The organism is Clostridium sp. C105KSO13, from assembly GCF_001517425.1.
In the GTDB taxonomy this organism is placed as follows: Bacteria; Bacillota; Clostridia; order Lachnospirales; family Lachnospiraceae; genus Muricomes.
This window is the reverse complement of the sequence record NZ_FBWL01000171.1, coordinates 260,987-283,198: the sequence shown is the minus strand read 5'-3', so window position 1 is coordinate 283,198 and position 22,212 is coordinate 260,987. Positions and strand designations below refer to the sequence as shown.

Genomic DNA, 22,212 nt, shown 5'->3' with positions numbered 1-22,212 from the left:
TTTTCTCCTTTACTCGTCCCAGTTGTGATAGACGTCCTGTACATCATCATCCTCTTCAAGTAAATCTAATGTCTTCTGGATATTTTTAATATCTTCCTCAATTGAAAGTTCCACATAGGTCTGGGGAATCATAGTCACCTCAGCATCCGCCATGGTAATTCCTGCTTTCTCGAGTTCGAGACGGACATCGCTGAAATCCTCCGGTGATGTAAGAATTTCGTAACTGTCTTCATTCTCCAAAAAGTCTTCCGCTCCAGAATCTAAGACCAGCATCATCAATTCATCTACATCCATATCACATTCTTCCTTGTCTACCAGTATCTGTCCCTTTTCATCAAACATAAAGGATACGCAACCCGGGGTCCCTACATTTCCGCTTCCTTTGGTAAATGCATTTTTTACATTGGAGGCGGTGCGGTTCTTATTGTCCGTCAGTGTCTTTACAATGATCGCTGTACCGCCCGGCCCGTAACCCTCATATGTAATATGCTCATAATTATCCCCAGTGCCTTCTCCTGCAGCCTTCTTAATGTTCCTGTCAATAGTATCATTGGGCATATTGTTGGATTTTGCTTTTGCAATCACATCCCGCAACCTACTGTTATTGTCCGGATCCGGACCGCCCCCCTCCTTTACCGCAACAGCAAGCTCACGCCCGAGCTTGGTAAAAATCTTACCTTTTGCAGCATCATTTTTTTCTTTTTTATGCTTAATATTTGCAAATTTAGAATGTCCTGACATCTCAAATCTCCTCTTTTTCTTTTCTTAACGTACTTTATCTATTAAACTCGCTATACAATTTTATCATTCTTCTTGCGATATTTCAATTCTTTCTTTATAGATTCCTCTCTGTATATGTAGGAAGCTCCAGGCTGATTCTAATTGCATCATCCACTCTCCTCATCATCTGGCTGTCCACATGGCAGACAAATTCTTTCAGTCTCTGTTTATCGATGGTACGTATCTGCTCTAGCAATATCACAGAATTTTTTACGATATTGTATTTCTGTGCACTTATTTCAATATGGGTCGGCAGTTTTGCTTTATTCATCCTGGATGTAATCGCTGCACAGATAACTGTAGGACTGTGTTTGTTCCCCACATCATTCTGAATAACCAGTACCGGGCGGATGCCCCCCTGTTCCGATCCCACAACAGGACTTAAATCCGCGTAATATATATCTCCTCTTTTAATTACCAAAACCATTTCACACTCCGATTCTTCACTTTGATACTTGAGTATTCCCGCTTTTTTCGGATGTATGCAGACCGGCGTAAAAATTGGCCGGGATGATTTGTAAATCGGTATATTCGGCTCTAAGACAGGTATTCTGCCTGTTCTACAACCTCTCCGTTTTCTATGTAAACTCTGGGAACCCGTCTTCCAAGGCAGCATAAAAATTCATAGGGAAAACGCCCACTTATATTGCTTAATTCCTCCACAGAAATGTGCTCTGCCCCGTCCGAGCCGATTAGCACAGCTTTATCCATATACTTTGCTTCCGGTATGTCGGTGACATCGACCATAAACTGATCCATGCAGACACGCCCCAGTATTCTGGCACGTTTTCCGTGTATCAGCACATCTGCTTTATTAGAAAGTCCCCTGGAGTAACCGTCCCCATACCCCACCGGTATGGTAGCCACCCTCATTTTTTTCTGTGCTACGTATATGCCGCCATAGCTGATGGCGGTTCCTGCCGGTACCTCTTTGACGAAAGTAATATGGCTGATTAGTTCAAGCACCGGCTTTAAATGCACTGGCTCTTTAGAAACCTCATCGGAGGGATATATCCCGTAGATTGAAATTCCTGCCCGCACAAGATTATGTTTCATTTCGGGAAAATCAATGATTCCTGCACTGTTGTCACAGTGGTGATATGTAATATCTATTCCTTCACTTTTCAGTGATTCCTCCATCCTCACAAACTTATCATGCTGCTCTATTGTGTATCTTTTATCTTCTTCATCTGCCCTTGCAAAGTGTGTGAACATTCCTTCCAGTTTTACATTTGGGAGACTGCTTATTTCACGAATATCCTCCACACTTTTTCTGTCCGGTATGAATCCAAGTCTTCCCATTCCCGTATCAATCTTGATATGAAAGTATGCTGTTCTGCCTAGTTTTACGGCAGCCTCGGACATCGCCCGGGCCATCTCTTTCATGTAGACCGTGGCACGGATATTGTTTAGGAGCATTTCCTCATACTGATCAGGAAAAATACAGCCCAGAACTAGAATTGGTTTTTCTACGCCGGTGTTTCGAAGAGACACAGCTTCCTCCAGGCTCGCAGTAGCATACCCCCATATATATTCTTTTTCTTCAAAGATTCTGGCAAGAGGGCCGGCTCCATGCCCGTATCCGTCCATCTTGAGAACAGCAATCATCTGAGCTGTGTCCCCAATGTTCTTCTTCATTTGTTCCATATTGTAAACCGCTGCATCCAAGTCTATACCGGCATACACCCTGTTGTATTGCTTCATTGTACCATATTCTCCTCTGTCTTTTTTATACAGATTCCTATACCTGTAATCAAATCATCTGCCAATGTACTGTAAGAGCCTTTTGCTTTCTTTGCCTCATCCCCTCCGCAGGCGTGGAGATATACTCCACAGGCAGCTGATTCATAGCAGCCAAGCCCCTGTGCCATGAGACCGGCAATCACACCCGCAAGTACATCTCCGGACCCGGCTTTAGCCATAGAACTGTTGCCGGCCGTGTTCACGAATATCTGTCTGTCCCGCTTTGATACTAAGGTTCGTGCATCTTTCAAAGCACAAACCACACTGCATTGTTCTGTGAATGTCTGAAGTTTTTCGAAACGTTCTTTCTGAAGTTCCTCCATAGTGCACCCCAGCAGGCCAGTCATTTCCTTCATATGAGGAGTCAGGACAAATTTACGTTCCTGCCCTTTTAAAAGTTCCGTATGACGGCTTAGTATATACAGAGCATCGGCATCGATGACACATGGAGTTTTTACCCGCTTCACTGTTCCGACAACCAGGTTTTTGGAAACATCTGTCCTCCCCAGACCGCACCCTATGCACACAACATCGGCCCAGTCAAGAAGGCGATGCAGGTTTTCTTCATCATAGTCTGTATAAGTGGAAATAATAGCTTCTGGCAAAAGCTGCTGCAAAATACTCCTGTTTTCTTTTGCTGTGTAAACCTGTATTAGTCCTGCACCTGTTATATACGCTGCCTTTGCACTTAAAAAAGCAGCTCCCGCCATACCTAAACTTCCGGTGATCATCAGCACTTTTCCGTAGGTACCTTTATGAGAATTCGGTTTCCTCGCCGGGAGCAGTTTAGGTAAATCGGCCCTGTCAAAAGTGTAGCAAACCGATGGCTCTTTTTCAAAAATTTCTCTGCTGACACCAATGTCCGCGACAATTGTCTTTCCCGCATACACATGTCCGGGATACAGAATGCACCCTAGCTTTTCGCATGCAAAAGTAACTGTCAGTTCTGCCAAAAAAGCTGTTCCCAAAAGTGTTCCTGTAGCGGAGCAAATGCCTGAGGGAATATCCACAGCAACTTTCTGCCCCGGCAGATGGTTCATCTTTTCAATATTCTCCCGGTAAGCTCCCGTAATCTCCCGATTTAGCCCCACTCCAAAAACGGCATCCACTACACTAGTATATTCCTTTCGGTTTATGGATGTTACTATACAAACGCCGCATTTTTTAGCGATTTTCAATTGCTGCCTGCAATCCTCACTCATAGAAGCTTCTTTGCCGATGAAAGAGACAGTTACTTCGTATCCCTTCTCTTTTAACAGTCTTGCAATCGCAAAGCCATCGCCTCCGTTATTTCCTGAGCCACAGACGATCAGTGTTTTGTCCAGATTTACCTGTTCTTTTTCAAGAATATCAACAGTTTTAAGCGCTGCACGTTCCATCAATACCATGGAAGGAATGCCAATCTCCTGGATTGTATAGCGGTCTGCTTCCTGCATCCACTCCCCTGTCGGCAGATATCTCATACTTTCCTAACCCTCCTAAATCAATTCTTACAACATAACTGCTCAGAGCCAAGCTTGAAAACCTACGGTTTTATTGCTGTTTGGCTCTCGTTAAATATATCTGCTTGGTTCTAGCAATTGTAGAATGTGAAACGACGTGTAAAAAGACCACTGTCTTTATTACACGTCCTGCATTGTCAGTTATTTCCTTTGCCCTTTTCCAGGCTGCTGATATTATAGGATAATTCCAGTAGACTATCAGATAAATGCACACTCTCTACTACTACATTATCGGGCAGAATCAAATCTGTATGTGCAAAATTCCAGATTCCATGAATCCCACCTGCAACCAATATTTCAGCCACTTCTTCTGCTTTTGACTTTGGAATTGTCAGAACGGCAATTTCAATATCATTGTGTTTGATAAAATCTTTGAGTTCATCTATTCTTCTGATGGGTATACCACGAATCGCTACCCCCTCCAGTCTTGGATTTACATCAAAAAGACCTTTCAGTATAAACCCGCTTTTCTCAAATCCCATATAGTTGGCCAGTGCCTGTCCCAGATTTCCTGCTCCTACAATAATAATATTGTGTGTATGATCTAAACCCAATATTTTGCCTATCTCTGTATACAGATATTTGACATTATAGCCATATCCCTGCTGGCCAAAACCACCGAAATTATTCAAATCCTGCCGAATCTGAGATGCTGTAACACGCATTTTCTTACTCAAGTCGCTGGAAGAGATGCGCTCTACATCTTCATCCAGCAATTCTCCCAGAAATCGATAATATCTTGGTAGCCTCCCAATCACTGCACGCGATATTTCTCTATCTTCCACTGCTGTTTCCTCCAAATTTAGTTTAGGTTTATTATATAGAATCGTGTTCAGAAAGTCAATTTTTAGTTGTATTTTATAGTATTTTCGCTATAATTAAAGAAGTGTGTAATTATGCAGCGGTTCAAAAGGAACAGAAGACAGCAGAACTGTAAGCAAAAACCAAGGAGGAATCTTATGATACTTGCATGTCATAATCTTAATAAATTCTTCGGCGAACAGCTGATTGTAAAAGATGGATCATTTCATATAGAAGATATAGAAAAAGCGGCACTGGTAGGTGTGAACGGAGCGGGAAAGTCAACCATTTTAAAAATGATTGTAGGAGAAGAACCTGCCGATGACGGGCAAATTATACTGACAAGGGGTAAAACTTTGGGATATCTGGCCCAACAGCAAGATATGGAGGCAGGACGCACCATCTACGAGGAAGTAAAAACTGCAAAGGCAGATATCATCGAACTCGAACAGCAGATTCGGAGCATTGAAAAGGAATTAAAACTTTTAGAAGGTGAAGAATTGCAAAACAGACTTTCCACATATAACCGGCTGATGTCTCGGTTTGAGTCGGAAAACGGCTACGCCTACGAAAGTGAGCTGATTGGAGTCCTGAAAGGCCTGGGATTCCAGGAGAAGGAATTTGATAAAAAGACGGAGACATTATCCGGAGGACAGAAAACAAGGGTGTCTCTTGGTAAACTGCTTCTCACAAAACCGGATATACTGCTTTTGGATGAGCCCACAAATCATCTGGATTTAAATTCTATCACATGGCTGGAAACCTATCTGATCAATTATCCCGGTGCCGTACTTATCGTATCCCACGACAGATTTTTCCTAAACCGAGTGGTATCCAAAGTTATTGAAATAGAGAATGGCACTATTCGTATGTATGCAGGTAACTATAAAGCCTATGCCGATAAAAAACAGCAGATACGCGATGCGATGATAAAAGAATATCTGAATCAGCAGAATGAAATAAAACATCAGGAAGCTGTTATAGAAAAACTTCGGCAGTTCAACCGTGAAAAGTCCATACGGCGCGCAGAAAGCCGTGAAAAAATGCTGAACAAAATAACCCCTGTAGAAAAACCCCGTGAAGCAGCGAGAGAAATGCATTTTTCACTGGAGCCATCCTGTATCAGCGGTAATGATGTACTGCGGGTGGAAGGGCTGTCCAAAAGTTTCGAAAGTCAGACATTATTTCGGGATGTCAGTTTTGAAATCACGCGGGGTGAACATGTGGCAATTATCGGCGACAATGGAACAGGAAAAACGACTCTTTTGAAGATATTAAATCAAGTTCTCCTGCCGGATACGGGGTCCTTTACATTGGGATCTAAGGTTAAAATCGGCTACTATGATCAGGAACACCATGTTCTTCATAGCCGGAAAAATATTTTTGATGAGATTTCCGATGATTATCCGACTTTAACCAACACCCAGATACGCAGCACACTAGCCGCATTTCAGTTTACCGGAGATGATGTGTATAAACTGATCAAAGACTTAAGCGGCGGTGAGAAAGGCAGAGTGTCCCTTGCAAAGCTCATGCTCTCTGAGGCAAATTTTCTGATACTGGACGAGCCAACAAATCATCTGGACATTACCTCAAAAGAGATTCTTGAAAAAGCATTGAACGACTACACAGGAACTGTCCTTTATGTGTCCCATGACCGTTATTTTATCAATCAGACCGCCACACGAATTCTAGAACTTGTGAATCAGACCTTTGTAAATTATATCGGCAACTATGATTATTACTTAGAAAAGAAAGATGAACTGGTGAAAGTCTATGCTTCGGCGGGCTCCTCCCCTTCCATATCTTCTAATGGGGAATTTTTAAGCGCAGGTGCGTCAGAGTCTGTATCGGAGGGAAAATTAAGCTGGCAGGAACAGAAAGCACAGCAGGCAAAAGAACGGAAACGACAAAATGAACTAGAAAAGACGGAAGAGCGCATTACTCTACTGGAAGATAGAAATGCAGAAATTGATGAGCTTATGACCAGAGAAGACGTCTATTCTAATTCTGTCAAGTGTCAGGAATTATCTCTTGAAAAAGCTGTAAAAACAAAAGAGCTGGAAAAACTCTATGAAAAATGGGGAAACCTGGCTGACACTTAACGGCTCTCTTAACAAAAAGTGTATAAAAGGAAATGCCAGTTTTGATTTATATTTCAAAACTGGCATTTCCTTTTTATATAAAACTTCCCACCTATAATCGCATAGCAATTGTCTTTATGAAGTCCTCGCTGTTTAACACTGTGGCATTTGGAATGGTTGTAATTAAAGCAAGATCTTTTGTCATGCTTCCACTTTCAATTGTATCGATCGTTGCTTTTTCCAGTTTGTCTGCAAATTCCATTAATTCTTTATTACCATCCAGTTCTCCGCGTTTTCTGAGTGCTCCTGTCCAGGCAAAAATGGTTGCTACAGAGTTGGTAGAGGTCTCTTCGCCTTTCAAGTGCTTATAATAATGCCTCTGCACAGTTCCGTGAGCTGCCTCATATTCATAGTCGCCTTCAGGAGATACAAGTACAGACGTCATCATGGCAAGTGAGCCAAACGCGGAGGAAATCATATCGCTCATTACATCTCCGTCATAATTTTTACATGCCCATATATATCCACCCTCCGACTTCATAACTCTGGCTACTGCGTCATCAATCAGGGTATAGAAATATTCGATGTCCGCAGATTTAAACTTTTCATTATATTCTGTATCATAAATGTTCTGGAAAATGTCCTTAAATGTGTGGTCATATTTTTTTGAAATTGTATCCTTAGCAGCAAACCAGATGTCCTGCTTTGAATCCAGGGCATAATTAAAACAGCTTCTGGCAAAGCTTTCAATGGACCGGTTAAGATTATGCATTCCCTGTACAATCCCCTCACCAGCAAAATTATGCACCAGCTCTTTTGTCTGAGTTCCATCTTCTGCTGTATAAACAAGTTCCACTTTCCCCGGCCCCGGTATTTTCATCTCAGAGGCTTTATAAACATCACCGTAGGCGTGTCTTGCAATAGTGATTGGATACTTCCAGTTTTTTACGCAGGGTTCAATGCCTTTTACAACAATGGGAGCACGGAAAACAGTGCCATCCAGAATTGCACGGATTGTCCCGTTTGGACTTTTCCACATTTCTTTCAGGTCATATTCTTTCATACGAGCTGCGTTTGGCGTAATGGTTGCGCATTTGACAGCCACTTTGTATTTCTTAGTGGCATTGGCCGCATCAACTGTAATCTGGTCATTTGTCTCATTTCTCTTTTCCAGACCCAGGTCATAATATTCAGTATTCAGCTCAATATAAGGCTCCAGGAGATTCTTTTTAATCATCTTCCAGAGAATCCTTGTCATTTCATCTCCGTTCATCTCAACAATAGGGGTACTCATCTTAATCTTTTCCATCTCGTCAGTCTCCTTGTTAAATGTTAAATGTTTTGCCGGGTAATCTACTCATATCCCTGTTTCTTCAGGTTCTGCATTACATGCAGCATATGCTCATTTGCCAGTTGTTCCGCCAAATCGGCATCTTTTTCTTTGATTGCACGCAATATCTGTCTGTGTTCACGTATGGATTTTCTGGCTCTCTCCTCCGATACTACAGAAAACTTGCGGGCTCTCTGAACGTAGCCATGAAAATCTGCCAGCACATGAGAAAGTATCCTGCTGTCAGATGCTTCGTATAAAACATTGTGAAATCTGCTGTCCAGTTCTGTAATTTGCTCTGGATTGATATCTCCCTCCTTTTTTATGTGGAACTCGGAAAGCAGCATAATCTCATCAAGTTCATCCATCTGCACCGCTGTTATATTTTCAGTTGCCCATCTGGCACACAGGCCCTCCAGCATGGAACGGATAATATAAATATCTCTTACATCTTTCCCTGAGATTCCTGTTACATATGCACCTTTGTTTGGAACAATAGAGACTAAACCTTCCAGCTCAAGCTGTCTGAGTGCTTCACGCACAGGAGTACGGCTTACTCCAAGCTCTTTTCCGATTGTGTTTTCCCTTAATTCGTCGTGTTCCTCATATTTGCCCTTGAGTATGTCTTCCCGGATCTTCTGAAAAACACGTCCGCCCAGAGAATGTTCCTGATATTCTTCCATGTTATTATATTTCCTCCAAAATTAGAGTACGATATGCAGTTTGCCACATACATCATCTATTTTAGCAACTAATTCACCATCTGTCAAAACTGTAACACGTCCGTCTTCATACTCTTTATCTACCCACTTTTTAATTTCCTGTACAAGCAAAGATTTTTTATTCACCTGCTTCTCGGAGGGAAGTTTATAGTATGTATTGATCCAATAAGCAATGCCTGCAATTCCTGATGTATTGGATACAGAAACCCGGGCCGGGCGGTTAAGGAACTTACTGGTGTCAAATATGTTATAGATTTCTTCATTTTTCAGCATACCATCTGCGTGGATTCCCGCTTTTGTCACGTTAAAATTTCTTCCCACAAAGGGCGTCCTGGAAGGAACGTGATAGCCTATTTCTTTTGTATAATATTTTGCAAGCTCTGTAATAACGGTGGTGTCCATTCCATCCAGGGTGCCCCGAAGCTGGACATATTCAAATACCATAGCCTCCAGAGGCGTATTCCCAGTGCGTTCTCCGATTCCGAACAGGGAACAGTTTACCCCGCAGGCGCCATAAAGCCAGGCTGTAGTAGAATTATTTACCGCCTTATAAAAATCATTGTGACCGTGAAATTCTATCAGCTCGCTGGGGACACCGGCATGTGTCATCAAGCCATAAATAATGCCCGGGATTGATCTGGGTATTACCGCCCCCGGAAAATTTACTCCATAGCCCAGGGTATCACATACACGGATTTTCACTGGAATCTGGTACTCATCCATCAGCTTCATCAGTTCCACACAGAAGGGAATCACAAATCCGTATATATCAGCCCTTGTAATATCCTCCAGATGGCACCTTGGCCTGACTCCTGTCTCTATACATTCACGCACCACAGACAGATAATGCTCCAGTGCCTCTTTTCTTGTCATCTTAAGCTTATAAAAAATATGGTAGTCAGAACAGCTTACAAGAATACCCGTTTCCTTCAATCCGATATCCTTTACCAGTTCAAAGTCTTTTTTACTGGCTCGTATCCAGCTCGTAACTTCTGGAAACTTATACCCCTTCTCAAGACATTTGTATACTGCGTCTCTGTCTTTCTTACTATACAGGAAAAATTCGCTTTGTCTGATTTTCCCATTTGGACCTCCTAATTTATGCAGATAATCATAAATTGTTACAATCTGATCTGTTGTATATGGGGCGCGGGACTGCTGTCCGTCCCGAAAGGTTGTATCTGTAATCCAGATTTCATCCGGCATGTGATGTGGTACTATTCTGTCGTTAAAAGCAATTTTAGGTATCTGATCATAGCGGAATAAATTCTGGAATGTATTGGGAGTATCCACATCTACAAGTGGATACATGTGTTCCTCCAGTTCCAGTAAATTTGTGTGCCTGTTCAAAAATATTTTTCTTTCTTCCATGTTCTTCTTTACCTCCTGTGAAAAGACTGCAAGTGAAGCATAACAATTCACCCTATACATTGCATTCGTGTATAATCGTATACAATTATACACGAATTGTCAATACGTTACTGCGGTAAACTGTAAAAAATGCTGTGCAATGAACCATTGTGTCATTGCACAGCATTTTTAAGAACATAATTTACAGAAGAATCCTCACCTTAAGCACACCGTCTATCTGCGAAAATGCTTTCTCTACTTCTTCGGTGATATCTCCTTCCGTGTCAATCATTGTGTATGCATATTCTTTTCTGCTTTTATTGGTCAAAAGAGAAATGTTCATATCCGCTTTAGCAAGCAAGGCAGTAAACTGTCCCAACATGTTCGGCACATTGCGGTGAAGAATTGTAATCCTGGTATTTTCTCCCTTCTCCCCCATATCACAGTCTGGATAATTTACAGAATGTACAATGTTTCCGTTTTTCAGGTAATCCATGATTTCCCGGGTTGCCATTTTTGCACAGTTATCCTCGGACTCTTCCGTGGACGCGCCAAGGTGAGGTATTACAATTGCGCCTTTGACTCCGGCAATCTCCGGGGTGGGAAAATCCGTCACATATCGTTTTACCGCTCCGGATATCAGTGCGTCTACCATATCTTCCCCGTTCACAAGAATGTCTCTTGCAAAATTTAAAATCACCACATCTTTTTTCATAAGACTGATACTGTCCTTATCAATCATCTCTTTTGTAGTATCTGTAGCAGGTACATGGATTGTAATATAGTCACATTCCTTATAAAGCTCATCAACTGTTTTCGCATGATGGATACTTCTGGAGAGTTTCCATGCCGAATCTACGGAAACGTAAGGATCATAACCGTATACTTCCATCCCTAAATGAATAGCCGTATTTGCCACCAGAACACCGATAGCACCCAGACCAATGACACCTAGTTTTTTTCCGTCCAGCTCCGTACCGGAAAAAAGCTTTTTCTTTTTTTCTGTAATCTTTGCAATGTCCCCGTCTTCCTCATGCTCCTGTACCCAGCTGATTCCGCCTACAATATCCCGGGCGGCCAGAAGCATTCCTGCGATGACAAGTTCTTTTACACCGTTGGCATTGGCCCCGGGTGTATTGAATACAACAATTCCCTCCTCGGCACACCTGTCCAGAGGAATGTTGTTAACTCCTGCACCAGCGCGGGCAATTGCCTTCAGCTTGCTGTTAAATTCCATATCACACATTAAAGCGCTGCGAACCAGTATTGCATCGGCATCTGCAGCATCTTCTGTACCAGTGAAGTCTTCGTCAAATCTTTCCAGTCCTACCTGAGCAATAGGATTCAGGCAATGAAACTTATACATTCTTCAAATTCTCCTCTTCAAATTTCCTCATAAATGCCACAAGTGTCTCCACGCCTTCATAGGGCATAGCATTATAAATACTTGCACGCATACCGCCTACAGTTCTGTGTCCTTTTATATTTTCAAGTCCTGCCGCCTTTGCTTCCTTTACAAATTTTGCATCCAGATCAGCATTTCCTGTAACAAACGGAACATTCATAAGCGATCGGTCCTTCACAACCACCGTTCCCTTAAACAGCTTACTCTGATCCAGAAAGTCGTACAGAAGTTTCGCTTTTTTCTCATTGCGGGCTTTCATAACTTCCAGTCCGCCCATTTCCTTCAGCCATTTAAATACTTTGCCACAAATATAAATTCCGTAGGCAGGGGGTGTATTATATAGAGACTTTGCATCTGCATGTATCTTATATGTAAGCATGGACGGAGTGCCCGGCAGAACATCTTCTGTAATCAGGTCTTCCCGGATGATAACAATAACCACCCCTGCAGGTCCGATATTCTTCTGTACGCCGCCATAGATTAGGCCGTATCTGCTCACATCCACAGGTTCTGACAGAAAACAGGAGGACACATCTGCCACAAGGGTTTTGCCCTTTGTGTCTGGAAGCTCCTTATATTTTGTGCCATAAATAGTGTTGTTTTCGCAGATATATACATAATCCGCATCCTCTGATACCGGAAGGTTTGAGCAGTCCGGGATATAGGAAAAAGTTTTGTCTTCTGAAGAGGCAATCTTATGGATCTTTCCGTATTTCGCCGCTTCTTCGGCAGCTTTCTTTGCCCACTGGCCGGTTATAATGTAATCTGCAACTTTATTTTTCATCAGGTTCATGGGTATCATCGCAAATTGCTGGGAAGCTCCCCCCTGTAAAAAAAGGACTTTATAATTATCAGGAATATTCATAAGCTCCCGCAAATCTGCTTCTGCTGATCCTATAATTTCTTCAAAAGCCCTGCTGCGATGGCTCATTTCCATAACCGACATTCCTGTTTCATTATAATCCAGCATTTCTTCTGCCGCTGACTTCAATACTTCCTCCGGCAAGACTGCCGGACCGGCTGAAAAATTGTAAACTCTTCTCATTGTAATTTTAATCCTCCTGCATTCTTCATCCTCATATTTCCATATCATCTTCGTCAAATACATCGCTGATTGCTGCCCCCGGTGCTACCATTGGCCATACCTTTTCATCGCAGTCGATTTGACAGTCAATTACAATCGGTTTTTTTAGCTCAAGTGCCCTTGCAAAAGCATTTTCAAATTCTTCCCGGGTAGTGGCTCGTATTCCTTCTGCTCCCATAGCCTCCGCAAGCTTCACGAAGTCAACTGCATCTTCCAATACCGTTGCAGAATAGCGCTTTTCGTAAAACAAATCTTGCCACTGGCGTACCATCCCAAGCACGTGGTTATTGACGATTACCTCAATTACAGGAATCTGATATCTGACGGCTGTGGCAATTTCATTCATATTCATACGGAAACACCCGTCACCGGCAATATTTACCACCAGTTTCTCCGGGCATCCTGTCTTTGCCCCCAGTGCTGCGCCCAGGCCGTATCCCATGGTTCCAAGACCGCCTGACGTAATTAGCGTGCGGGGTTTGGTAAATTGATAATACTGGGCTGCCCACATCTGATGCTGTCCAACCTCTGTCACAATGAGCGCGTCCCCTTTTGTCTGTCTGTAAATCTCCTCCACAATAAACGGACCGGATAATACATCTTTATGATATTGGAGGGGGTATTTTTCTTTATAACCCTGAATTTTATCCATCCATTCCGGATGCGACTGCGGTGGCAGTTTCTGATTGACCTTCTTTAGAACCTCTTTGATGTCACCTGTAACGCTTTTCGTAATAATCACATTTTTATTCATTTCAGCTTCGTCCACATCGAACTGCAGTAATTTCGCATTTTTTGCAAACTTTTTTGTGTTTCCGGTAACCCGGTCACTGAACCGTGCTCCAACAACAATCAGAAGGTCGCATGCACTTACTCCGTAATTTGATGTTTTCGTACCATGCATTCCCAGCATACCGGTATACCTTTTATCTGTGCCCGGAAATGCACCTTTTCCCATCAGGGTATCTGCAACAGGTGCATCCACCTTATTTACAAATTCCATCAATTCCTTATCGGCGCCTGAGAGGACGGCTCCTCCACCCACAAAAATATATGGCCGTTTAGACTTATTTATCATAGAAATGGCTGTATCAATCTCTTTTTCAGAAACAGCTTCCGAAACAGGCACTGTAGGTTCAATTTTTGCCGGTTTATAATCCGTTTTTTCTGCTGTTATATCTTTTGGAATATCGATGAGAACCGGACCAGGGCGGCCTGTCTGTGCAATACGAAACGCTTTTCTGATGGTTTCTGCCAGTTTTGCGACGTCCTTCACAATATAGTTATGTTTCGTGATAGGCATGGTGATCCCTGCAATGTCAATCTCCTGAAAACTGTCCTTCCCCAGAAGGGAGACACCCACGTTACAGGTAATTGCCACAATCGGAATAGAATCCATGTATGCCGTGGCAATACCCGTTACCAGATTAGTCGCTCCCGGACCACTGGTGGCAAAACAGACGCCTGCTCTGCCCGTTGCTCTTGCATATCCGTCCGCTGCATGGGCAGCCCCCTGTTCATGGGATGTCAGAATATGCCTGATCTCATCACTATGTTTATATAAAGCGTCATATAAGTTCAGGATAGCACCGCCCGGATACCCGAAAACCGTATCCACTCCCTGCTCCTTTAAACATGCAATCACGATTTCTGCTCCAGATATGTGCATAATATTCCTCCTAACTAATTCTTCCCCGGAACTTCCAAGATGGCACCTCTGTTTCCCGATGAAACCATAGCAGCATATCTTGCCAGATATCCTGTTGTAATTTCAGGCTTTCTGGGCTGCCATTTTTCTCTTCTCGCCTCTAGTTCTTTCTCCGTAACATCCAGATCCAGCTTTAACTCAGGTATATTAATTTTGATAATATCTCCCTCTTCTACCAGGGCGATAGGTCCCCCCACTGCTGCTTCCGGAGAAACATGCCCGATGGATGCACCTCTTGATGCACCGCTGAAACGCCCATCTGTAATCAGAGCAACGCAGGAGCCAAGACCATATCCTGCAATCGCGGAAGTGGGATTCAGCATCTCTCTCATGCCGGGACCGCCTTTGGGCCCCTCATAGCGAATCACAATAACATCGCCAGGATGAATCTTCCCTGTATTGATTGCTTCTGTTGCCGCTTCATCACTCTCAAAGATTCTTGCGGGGCCCTCATGCACCAGCATCTCCGGAACTACTGCAGAGCGTTTCACCACACTGCCGTCCGGTGCCAGATTTCCCTTGAGCACGGCAATGCCGCCTGTCTCGCTGTAAGGATGGTCGATTGGTCGGATAACCTCAGGATCTGTATTCATACAGCCTTCAATATTCTCGGCCACTGTCTTTCCGGTTACTGTCATGCAGTCTGTGCTCAGGAGTCCTTTTTTATTCAGTTCATTCATAACCGCGTATACACCGCCGGCACCATGCAAGTCTTCGATATATGTATGTCCGGCAGGAGCCAGATGACAAAGATTGGGGGTCTTTGCGCTGATTTCATTGGCAAAGTCAATCTCGAAATCCATACCGATCTCATGGGCAATTGCCGGTAGATGCAGCATGCTGTTAGTTGAACAACCAAGCGCCATGTCCACCGTCAACGCATTCAAAATAGCTTTCTCTGTAATAATATCTCTGGGGCGTATATTCTGCTTTATCAGCTCCATCACCTGCATACCCGCATGCTTGGCAAGCTGCAGTCTTGCCGAATAAACCGCCGGGATAGTGCCGTTTCCCTTTAATCCCATACCCAGAGCCTCTGTCAGACAGTTCATACTGTTCGCAGTGTACATACCGGAGCAGGAACCACAAGTGGGACATGCCTTATTTTCAAACTCACACAAATCCTCCTCCGTTATCTTCCCCGCTGCATGTGCTCCCACAGCCTCAAACATACTGGAAAGGCTTGTTCTGTTGCCTTTCACACGACCGGCAAGCATGGGACCACCGCTTACAAAGATTGTAGGGACATTGATTCTGGCTGCCGCCATCAAAAGTCCCGGTACATTTTTATCACAATTTGGAATCATCACGAACCCATCAAATTGATGTGCCAAGGCAAGAGCTTCTGTGGAGTCAGCAATCAAATCTCTTGTAACAAGAGAATATTTCATTCCTACATGCCCCATGGCAATTCCATCACAGACAGCAATCGCAGGAACCATAACCGGAGTCCCTCCGGCCATTGCAACACCCATCTTTACCGCTTCTGTAATTTTGTCCAGATTCATGTGCCCTGGTACAATTTCGTTATAAGAACTGACTACACCTACCAACGGCCGGTCCAGTTCCTCCTGTGTCATTCCCAGTGCGTTGAACAGGGAACGATGTGGTGCCTGCTGTACACCTTTTGTCACTCTATCACTTCTCATGATAAAAACCTCCTTTTTATCTCACAAGATTACTCTTTTAAGCTTACCGATGTATATAAGAACAGATTCTCTGCCCCATCTCCCGGGTACCAATCTGAATCTTTCCTTCCGACATAATATCTGCAGTCCTATATCCTTCCCTTAAAACTTCTGACACTGCATTCTCCACCGCATCCGCTTCCCTGTCAAGATTGAAGGAAAAACGGAGCATCATCCCGGCGGATAAAATGGCTGCAATAGGATTTGCAATGTCTTTCCCGGCAATATCCGGGGCGGAGCCGCCGCTTGGTTCATAAAGGCCAAATTTTGTCTCGTTCAGGCTTGCGGATGGCAGCATCCCAATAGAACCGGTCACCATACTTGCCTCATCCGATAAAATGTCTCCAAACATATTTTCCGTCAAAATGACATCAAACTGTCCGGGGTTCTTCACTAGCTGCATTGCGCAGTTGTCTACAAGCATATGCTCCAGTGCCACTTCCGGATAGTCCTCTGCCACTTCTTCTACAACATTCCGCCAGAGTCTGGAAGAATCCAGTACGTTAGCTTTGTCAACACTTGTCACCTTTTTCCGGCGTTTTACGGCAACCTCAAAGCCTCTCTTTGCAATGCGGCGGATTTCTTCTTCGTTATATGTAAGCTCATCATAAGCAGTCCTCACACCATTTGTAACCAATGTTTTTCTGTTTCCAAAATAGAGGCCTCCGGTAAGTTCACGCATAATCATCATATCAAATCCGTCTTTTATTATTTTCTCTTTCAGAGGACATGCACTTTTTAATTCATCATACAACACTGCCGGACGCAGATTTGCAAAAAGCTTCAATTCCTTCCGAAGCTTCAAGAGGCCCGCCTCCGGTCTTTTGGCCGGTTCAAGCTGATACCATGGAGAAGTTTTTGCATCTCCTCCTATAGAGCCCATCAGCACCGCGTCACTGGCTTTTGCAAGTCGAATTGTCTCATCTGTCAAAGGCGTTCCGTTTACATCTATGGAAGCTCCCCCCATTAAAAGCTGGGTATAAAAACACTCATATCCGAATACCTCACACGTTTTATCAAGGACTTTCATTGCCTGAGATACAATCTCTGGGCCGATGCCATCCCCTTTAATCACACCAATATTCAATTTCATATGGTTTACTTCCTTCCGAAATAATAGAATTAAAAATTACTAAGCTTTATCATACCGTATTTTTATTTACGTTTCAACCCTTTAATTCGTAAAAGTGCTATAGGAAAAAAGAGAGAGTATCCGTCAAACCTTAAGCAGGTCTGACGGATACTCTCTCTTTATTGTTCTAACTTACGTAAAAGTTCTACTCCGCATTTGGTTTTTCTATCTGTGCAATTGCGGATTTCTGCATGGGAATTCTGCAGTTCTTGTTATTTCCGAATTCTACGATCACATCATCATCTGTAATATCGATAATAACCCCATAAAAACCGCTGGTTGTCAATGCAGTATCCCCCACTTCCATTGTGGAAAGCATTGACTGGACTCTCTTCTGCTCCTTCTTCTGGGGCCGCATCAATAAAAACCACATACCGCCAATAATGACAACATAAATCACGATAATGCCAAATGTTCCTGTCGCTCCGCCTGAAGCTGCCAATAAACCGTTCATCTTACTTCCTCCTAAATTCTGGCTTTACATAAAAGTACACATTCTTAAGTGTATGAAAAGCATATCTTTTTTACAGACAATTTAACTATACACAAAGTTCTCTGATTCTTCAAGTATCTTTTGGTAATTCAGGAAATTTTTATGATTCTCCTATTCCTGCCATGCCGTCCAGTTTCCTCTTTTTATAGGATTTAAATTCTCCTGCCTCGATGGCACCTCTTATCTCTTCCATCATTGTATTATAAAAGTAAAGATTGTGGAGAACACAGAGTCTCATTCCAAGCATTTCTTTTGCCTTCAGCAGATGACGGATGTAGGCTCTGCTGAAGCTTCTGCAGGCAGGGCACTTACAGCCCTCTTCTATAGGTCTGTCATCCAGCTCATATCTGGCGTTAAAGAGATTAAGTTTTCCTCGGTTTGTGTACACATGGCCGTGTCTTCCGTTTCTGGAAGGGTACACACAGTCAAAAAAATCAACTCCCCGTTCTACTCCTTCCAGTATATTGGCCGGTGTTCCCACGCCCATAAGATAAACTGGTTTTTCTGTCGGCAGATGAGGCACGACCACGTCCAGAATACGGTACATTTCTTCATGGCTTTCACCGACTGCGAGTCCACCGACAGCATATCCGTCCAGATTTAGCTCTGTAATCTGCTTTGCATGTTCCACACGGATGTCCTCATATATTCCGCCCTGGTTAATTGCAAAAAGCATCTGTTCCTTATTAATAGTATCTGGCAGTTCATTCAGGCGGTTCATTTCTGTCTTACAGCGATTCAGCCACCTGGTGGTCCTTGCCACAGAATTGGTCATATACTCTCTGTCAGCTACGCTGGAGGGACACTCATCAAAAGCCATGGCGATAGTAGATGCAAGATTTGACTGGATCTGCATACTTTCCTCAGGTCCCATGAAAATCTTTCTGCCGTCAATATGAGATTGAAAATGGACTCCTTCTTCCTTTATTTTTCTTAAATCAGCTAGGGAAAATACCTGAAAACCGCCTGAATCCGTCAGTATAGGCCTGTCCCAGTTCATGAATTTGTGAAGACCGCCCAGCTTTTTTATTACTTCGTCCCCCGGACGTACATGCAGGTGATAAGTGTTCGACAGCTCCACCTGCGTTTTGATTGTTTTTAAATCATCCGTGGACACAGCCCCCTTAATAGCAGCAGCCGTTCCCACATTCATAAAAACCGGTGTCTCAATGACTCCGTGAACCGTATGAAGACGGCCCCGCTTCGCAAGACCGTCCTGTTTTAATAATTCGTACATAGTTACCTCGTTTATTCCCGCGAGCAACGAGCCAAGCAAAAATGCCTGCATTTCCATTTGGCGACTGCCGCCAGGGTCAAATACCCCGCAGCTTGCTGCGCTACAAGTTTGATGCCCCGTCAGCTTGCTGCGGGGTCTTTGAATCAATCATTAATAGTGCATAATAACCGGTGTGCCTACTGATATGGAGTTAAACAAAACTTCTGCCGTATCATAGGGCATATTTATACAGCCATGAGATCCTACATTTGGATTTTGATATAAAGTGCCTCCAAATGCAGGCTGCCAGTCCGCATTATGGAATCCAACGCCGGTCCATGTAATCCGCATCCAGAAGGTAACGGGTGTTTTATATTCAGGTTCGCCTGTTGCAGGATCTGTTTCTCCAATCAGAGTTTTGTCTCTCTGTATCTCCAAAATATCATATACACCTGCAGGAGTTTCCTTTTCCGGAATTGGAACTCCTGTTACTACATCCGATTCCATAGACACAGCACCATCTACGATATACCACATGTGCTGGGTCGTCAAGTCCACCTCGGCATATGTCTTTCCCCAGTCTGTCGCGGAATGCTCTGCTGCAGTCTGATAGTAGGCAGGATCTTTCGACACGGTCTCCCCCTTTTTAATGCTGTCTGTCAGAGCCGTAAATTCTGTATCTTCATCGATTGACCAGCCGTAAGTGCCCCCTGATACCTCCGCTGTCTTTCCGGTGGGAGTGGTGATACTTCTTGTTATCCCTACAGTATCATATGTATCACCGAAATCAGTAAGCCATGCTTTGACCTCATTCTCATCGAATGTCACATGCATATCGTCATCCACTGAAAGCCAGGTGGAAATCAATGCCTTATCAACTACCACCGGTTCTGTCATGTTATAGGTAATACTTGCTTTTGTATAGTTATTCATAATGTCACAGGCTTTTTGTACTTCTTTAGATTTGGAAGTATATTTTGGAAGAATATAGCACTTTTCTTTCTCCATATCCAATTTTGGCTTAAACTCCGTAATATACTGCGACACTTTTTTGTTCAATGTATCCATATCCACCGCTGTACCGATAACCTCCGGTTTGACAACAAACTTCTCTCCGTCAAATTCGGGATGGGCAGATTCGGGTGCTATCTGCTCAGCCGATACGGCCTGAAGGCTTTTAACCTTATTCTCAAGAGCAGACTGGTCATAGGATACTTTTATGTTTACTTCTGAGGAGTCCTCTGAGAAAAGAGCTGCCGGCCACAAAAATCCATTTTGTTTCTTCAATTCTTTTTCCACTGCATCGCTTTCTTTATATACCAGTGAAATATCGCTTCCTTTGACAAAGTCAGACTTTTTATCCTTTTCCAGCACAGTCAGTTCATAATCTTTTACTTTTTCTTTCAAAAAGGCCTCCACATAAGTTGTTTTCTTAGCTGAAAAATCACGGCCGTTTATTTTTGTATTTGGTAAAAAATGGTTCTCAAAAAATAAGGAAACACCCACGTACACCAGAAGAAGTACCGCAACTACAGATCCAGAAATAATCCAGGCTTTCGTTGAACCTCTGGTTTTAATTTTTCCACTGTTTTTTTCCATTTTTCCTTTGCTTTTGCCTTTTCTTTTTCGCCTGACCTTCCTGTTTGCCACCTGAGGATCCTCCTCTTCAAAAATATCACGGCCGATGACTTCCCCTGCAGCTTCAGAGGATTTCTCTGCCTCATCTTCCCCGTCATCAAGGAAATAATCTTCGTCCTCTTCACTTAACTCGTCATCCAGGCAGGTATCGTCGTCAAATTCATCTATATCATCAAGATAGTAATCTTCATTTACGTCATTATCCTTCGGGCTAAAACCATCTGATTGTTTTGTTTTCTTTTCGCTCATTTAGTATTACTCCCTATTTTTTAGTCTAAATCTAGTTCACATTATATTACGAAAGATTGCAAATGTACAGCAAAAATCTGGTATCTTAATAAAATGTTAAATTTCTGTAACTTGATTGCAGGTTTAAACAACTTCTTATATAATGATTCTATGCGTTAAGAGAAAGGAGTATTTCTATGAGTGGATCAACATTTGGCAAATTATTTCGAGTGACAACGTGGGGGGAATCCCACGGTCCGGCCATAGGTGCAGTTGTGGATGGCTGTCCTGCCGGGCTTTTTCTTCGTGAAAAGGATATACAGCGTTTTTTAGACAGGCGAAAGCCCGGTCAGAATAAATATACAACCATGCGGAATGAATCAGATAAGGTGGAAATTTTATCCGGTGTGTTTGACGGAAGGACAACCGGGACGCCGATTTCACTCCTCGTCCACAATTATGACCAGCGTCCTAAGGATTATGGTAATATGGTGCAGGCATACCGTCCAGGCCATGCCGATTATCCCTTTACCGAAAAGTACGGTTTTCGCGATCACCGCGGTGGAGGCAGATCTTCAGGCCGGGAAACTGCCGGCAGAGTAGCGGCCGGTGCCATAGCATCCTTATTCCTAAAGGAAATGGGAATTACAGTGACCGCCTTCACAAAATCTATAGGACCTGTTATAATTTCTGAAGAAGACTATCACTTTGCAGAGATTCCGGAAAACAGTCTGTATATGCCCAACAATGATGCTGCCGAAAAGGCAGAGGTTTACCTTTCTTCCCTGATGAAAGACCTAGATTCAAGCGGCGGGATTATCGAATGTTTAGCAGCCGGTCTGCCGGTTGGCCTTGGTGAACCTGTGTTTGACAAACTGGATGCAAATCTCGCCAAAGCACTGATGTCCATAGGCGCTGTAAAAGCTGTGGAAATCGGGGATGGGTTGGAAGCTGCCTCATCTAAAGGCAGTTTGAATAATGATGAATTTTACATTCAGGACGGACAGATAGCCAAAAAGACAAACCACTCCGGCGGCACCCTGGGCGGAATGAGTGACGGCTCCACGCTCCTGGCCCGGCTTACTGTAAAGCCCACATCCTCCATTGCGCGTACGCAGAATACGGTAACTTCAAATGGGCAGGCAACTACACTTGCCATTAAGGGACGCCATGATCCTGTTATCGTACCCAGAGCAGTTGTTGTGGCGGAATCCATGACTGCTCTCACACTGGCAGATCTGCTTTTAGAAAATATGGGCAGCCGCCTCGATAAAATAAAAGCTTTTTATTCGGAAGGAATGTAATAGA

General features: G+C 43.4%; 18 protein-coding genes. 2 read left to right on the top strand and 16 right to left on the bottom strand.

From position 1 onward, the window contains the following. Window positions 1-9: 9 nt before the first annotated feature. The 5 genes from BN3456_RS14830 to BN3456_RS14810 form a co-directional block, all read right to left on the bottom strand. Window positions 10-741, bottom strand: a complete 732-nt coding sequence (locus tag BN3456_RS14830) for a YebC/PmpR family DNA-binding transcriptional regulator (protein ID WP_089985448.1) — start codon at window positions 739-741, stop codon at window positions 10-12. 94 nt (window positions 742-835) lie between these two features. After that, window positions 836-1,201, bottom strand: coding sequence for a type II toxin-antitoxin system PemK/MazF family toxin (locus BN3456_RS14825; RefSeq protein ID WP_089985587.1), 366 nt, complete (start codon window positions 1,199-1,201; stop codon window positions 836-838). Between the two features lie 116 nt (window positions 1,202-1,317). Continuing rightward, entirely contained in the window at window positions 1,318-2,484 is a 1,167-nt protein-coding gene (gene alr / locus BN3456_RS14820) for an alanine racemase (protein WP_089985445.1), read from the bottom strand. After that, the gene (locus BN3456_RS14815; protein WP_089985442.1) at window positions 2,481-3,986 is read right to left on the bottom strand and encodes an NAD(P)H-hydrate dehydratase; all 1,506 of its coding nucleotides are present in this window, start codon (window positions 3,984-3,986) and stop codon (window positions 2,481-2,483) included. Before BN3456_RS14815 ends, alr begins: the two co-directional genes overlap by 4 nt. A gap of 176 nt (window positions 3,987-4,162) precedes the next feature. Continuing rightward, window positions 4,163-4,810 (bottom strand): redox-sensing transcriptional repressor Rex, encoded by a 648-nt coding sequence (locus BN3456_RS14810; RefSeq protein ID WP_089985439.1) that lies wholly within the window; start codon window positions 4,808-4,810, stop codon window positions 4,163-4,165. Between the two features lie 174 nt (window positions 4,811-4,984). Here BN3456_RS14810 and abc-f point away from each other — a divergent pair, with 174 nt between their 5' ends. Beyond that, window positions 4,985-6,931 carry a ribosomal protection-like ABC-F family protein gene (gene abc-f / locus BN3456_RS14805; protein ID WP_089985437.1) on the top strand — a complete coding sequence of 649 codons (1,947 nt, stop codon included), beginning with the start codon at window positions 4,985-4,987 and terminating at the stop codon, window positions 6,929-6,931. 91 nt (window positions 6,932-7,022) lie between these two features. Here the strand turns inward: abc-f and BN3456_RS14800 are convergent, their stop codons facing one another. The 11 genes from BN3456_RS14800 to BN3456_RS14750 form a co-directional block, all read right to left on the bottom strand. Beyond that, complete coding sequence (locus tag BN3456_RS14800; RefSeq protein ID WP_089985434.1) at window positions 7,023-8,219, bottom strand: NADP-dependent isocitrate dehydrogenase; 1,197 nt, start codon at window positions 8,217-8,219, stop codon at window positions 7,023-7,025. 44 nt (window positions 8,220-8,263) lie between these two features. Next, window positions 8,264-8,923 (bottom strand): GntR family transcriptional regulator, encoded by a 660-nt coding sequence (locus BN3456_RS14795; protein WP_089985432.1) that lies wholly within the window; start codon window positions 8,921-8,923, stop codon window positions 8,264-8,266. 21 nt (window positions 8,924-8,944) lie between these two features. Next, entirely contained in the window at window positions 8,945-10,333 is a 1,389-nt protein-coding gene (locus BN3456_RS14790; RefSeq protein WP_089985429.1) for a 2-isopropylmalate synthase, read from the bottom strand. A gap of 181 nt (window positions 10,334-10,514) precedes the next feature. After that, complete coding sequence (locus BN3456_RS14785; RefSeq protein WP_089985427.1) at window positions 10,515-11,678, bottom strand: phosphoglycerate dehydrogenase; 1,164 nt, start codon at window positions 11,676-11,678, stop codon at window positions 10,515-10,517. Then, window positions 11,671-12,762: a 3-phosphoserine/phosphohydroxythreonine transaminase gene (gene serC / locus BN3456_RS14780; RefSeq protein ID WP_089985585.1), complete on the bottom strand. Its 1,092-nt coding sequence runs from the start codon at window positions 12,760-12,762 to the stop codon at window positions 11,671-11,673. The genes BN3456_RS14785 and serC overlap by 8 nt, the downstream gene beginning before the upstream one ends. Before the next feature lie 31 nt (window positions 12,763-12,793). Continuing rightward, window positions 12,794-14,473, bottom strand: coding sequence for a biosynthetic-type acetolactate synthase large subunit (gene ilvB / locus BN3456_RS14775; RefSeq protein ID WP_347458082.1), 1,680 nt, complete (start codon window positions 14,471-14,473; stop codon window positions 12,794-12,796). Window positions 14,474-14,484: 11 nt separating this feature from the next. After that, window positions 14,485-16,158: a dihydroxy-acid dehydratase gene (gene ilvD / locus BN3456_RS14770; RefSeq protein WP_089985423.1), complete on the bottom strand. Its 1,674-nt coding sequence runs from the start codon at window positions 16,156-16,158 to the stop codon at window positions 14,485-14,487. 43 nt (window positions 16,159-16,201) lie between these two features. Continuing rightward, the gene (leuB, locus tag BN3456_RS14765; protein ID WP_089985421.1) at window positions 16,202-17,290 is read right to left on the bottom strand and encodes a 3-isopropylmalate dehydrogenase; all 1,089 of its coding nucleotides are present in this window, start codon (window positions 17,288-17,290) and stop codon (window positions 16,202-16,204) included. Between the two features lie 184 nt (window positions 17,291-17,474). Beyond that, on the bottom strand, window positions 17,475-17,783 hold the full coding sequence (gene yajC / locus BN3456_RS14760) for a preprotein translocase subunit YajC (protein WP_089985418.1): 309 nt from the start codon (window positions 17,781-17,783) through the stop codon (window positions 17,475-17,477). A 139-nt stretch (window positions 17,784-17,922) separates the two neighbouring features. Then, window positions 17,923-19,059 carry a tRNA guanosine(34) transglycosylase Tgt gene (gene tgt / locus BN3456_RS14755; protein WP_089985415.1) on the bottom strand — a complete coding sequence of 379 codons (1,137 nt, stop codon included), beginning with the start codon at window positions 19,057-19,059 and terminating at the stop codon, window positions 17,923-17,925. A gap of 150 nt (window positions 19,060-19,209) precedes the next feature. Continuing rightward, a complete protein-coding gene (locus BN3456_RS14750) occupies window positions 19,210-20,925 on the bottom strand; it encodes a L,D-transpeptidase family protein (RefSeq protein WP_242862898.1) in 1,716 nt (571 codons plus the stop codon). Between the two features lie 176 nt (window positions 20,926-21,101). Here BN3456_RS14750 and aroC point away from each other — a divergent pair, with 176 nt between their 5' ends. Then, on the top strand, window positions 21,102-22,208 hold the full coding sequence (gene aroC, locus BN3456_RS14745) for a chorismate synthase (protein ID WP_089985413.1): 1,107 nt from the start codon (window positions 21,102-21,104) through the stop codon (window positions 22,206-22,208). The last annotated feature ends 4 nt before the right edge of the window (window positions 22,209-22,212 follow it).

What these genes read in the sequence shown, in the direction of transcription:
- BN3456_RS14830 (WP_089985448.1), bottom strand. Translation starts at nt 741, where the DNA reads ATGTCAGGACATTCTAAATTTGCAAATATTAAGCATAAAAAAGAAAAA.
- alr (WP_089985445.1), bottom strand. Translation starts at nt 2,484, where the DNA reads ATGAAGCAATACAACAGGGTGTATGCCGGTATAGACTTGGATGCAGCG.
- BN3456_RS14815 (WP_089985442.1), bottom strand. Translation starts at nt 3,986, where the DNA reads ATGAGATATCTGCCGACAGGGGAGTGGATGCAGGAAGCAGACCGCTAT.
- abc-f (WP_089985437.1), top strand. Translation starts at nt 4,985, where the DNA reads ATGATACTTGCATGTCATAATCTTAATAAATTCTTCGGCGAACAGCTG.
- BN3456_RS14800 (WP_089985434.1), bottom strand. Translation starts at nt 8,219, where the DNA reads ATGGAAAAGATTAAGATGAGTACCCCTATTGTTGAGATGAACGGAGAT.
- BN3456_RS14795 (WP_089985432.1), bottom strand. Translation starts at nt 8,923, where the DNA reads ATGGAAGAATATCAGGAACATTCTCTGGGCGGACGTGTTTTTCAGAAG.
- BN3456_RS14790 (WP_089985429.1), bottom strand. Translation starts at nt 10,333, where the DNA reads ATGGAAGAAAGAAAAATATTTTTGAACAGGCACACAAATTTACTGGAA.
- BN3456_RS14785 (WP_089985427.1), bottom strand. Translation starts at nt 11,678, where the DNA reads ATGTATAAGTTTCATTGCCTGAATCCTATTGCTCAGGTAGGACTGGAA.
- serC (WP_089985585.1), bottom strand. Translation starts at nt 12,762, where the DNA reads ATGAGAAGAGTTTACAATTTTTCAGCCGGTCCGGCAGTCTTGCCGGAG.
- ilvD (WP_089985423.1), bottom strand. Translation starts at nt 16,158, where the DNA reads ATGAGAAGTGATAGAGTGACAAAAGGTGTACAGCAGGCACCACATCGT.
- leuB (WP_089985421.1), bottom strand. Translation starts at nt 17,290, where the DNA reads ATGAAATTGAATATTGGTGTGATTAAAGGGGATGGCATCGGCCCAGAG.
- yajC (WP_089985418.1), bottom strand. Translation starts at nt 17,783, where the DNA reads ATGAACGGTTTATTGGCAGCTTCAGGCGGAGCGACAGGAACATTTGGC.
- tgt (WP_089985415.1), bottom strand. Translation starts at nt 19,059, where the DNA reads ATGTACGAATTATTAAAACAGGACGGTCTTGCGAAGCGGGGCCGTCTT.
- BN3456_RS14750 (WP_242862898.1), bottom strand. Translation starts at nt 20,925, where the DNA reads ATGAGCGAAAAGAAAACAAAACAATCAGATGGTTTTAGCCCGAAGGAT.
- aroC (WP_089985413.1), top strand. Translation starts at nt 21,102, where the DNA reads ATGAGTGGATCAACATTTGGCAAATTATTTCGAGTGACAACGTGGGGG.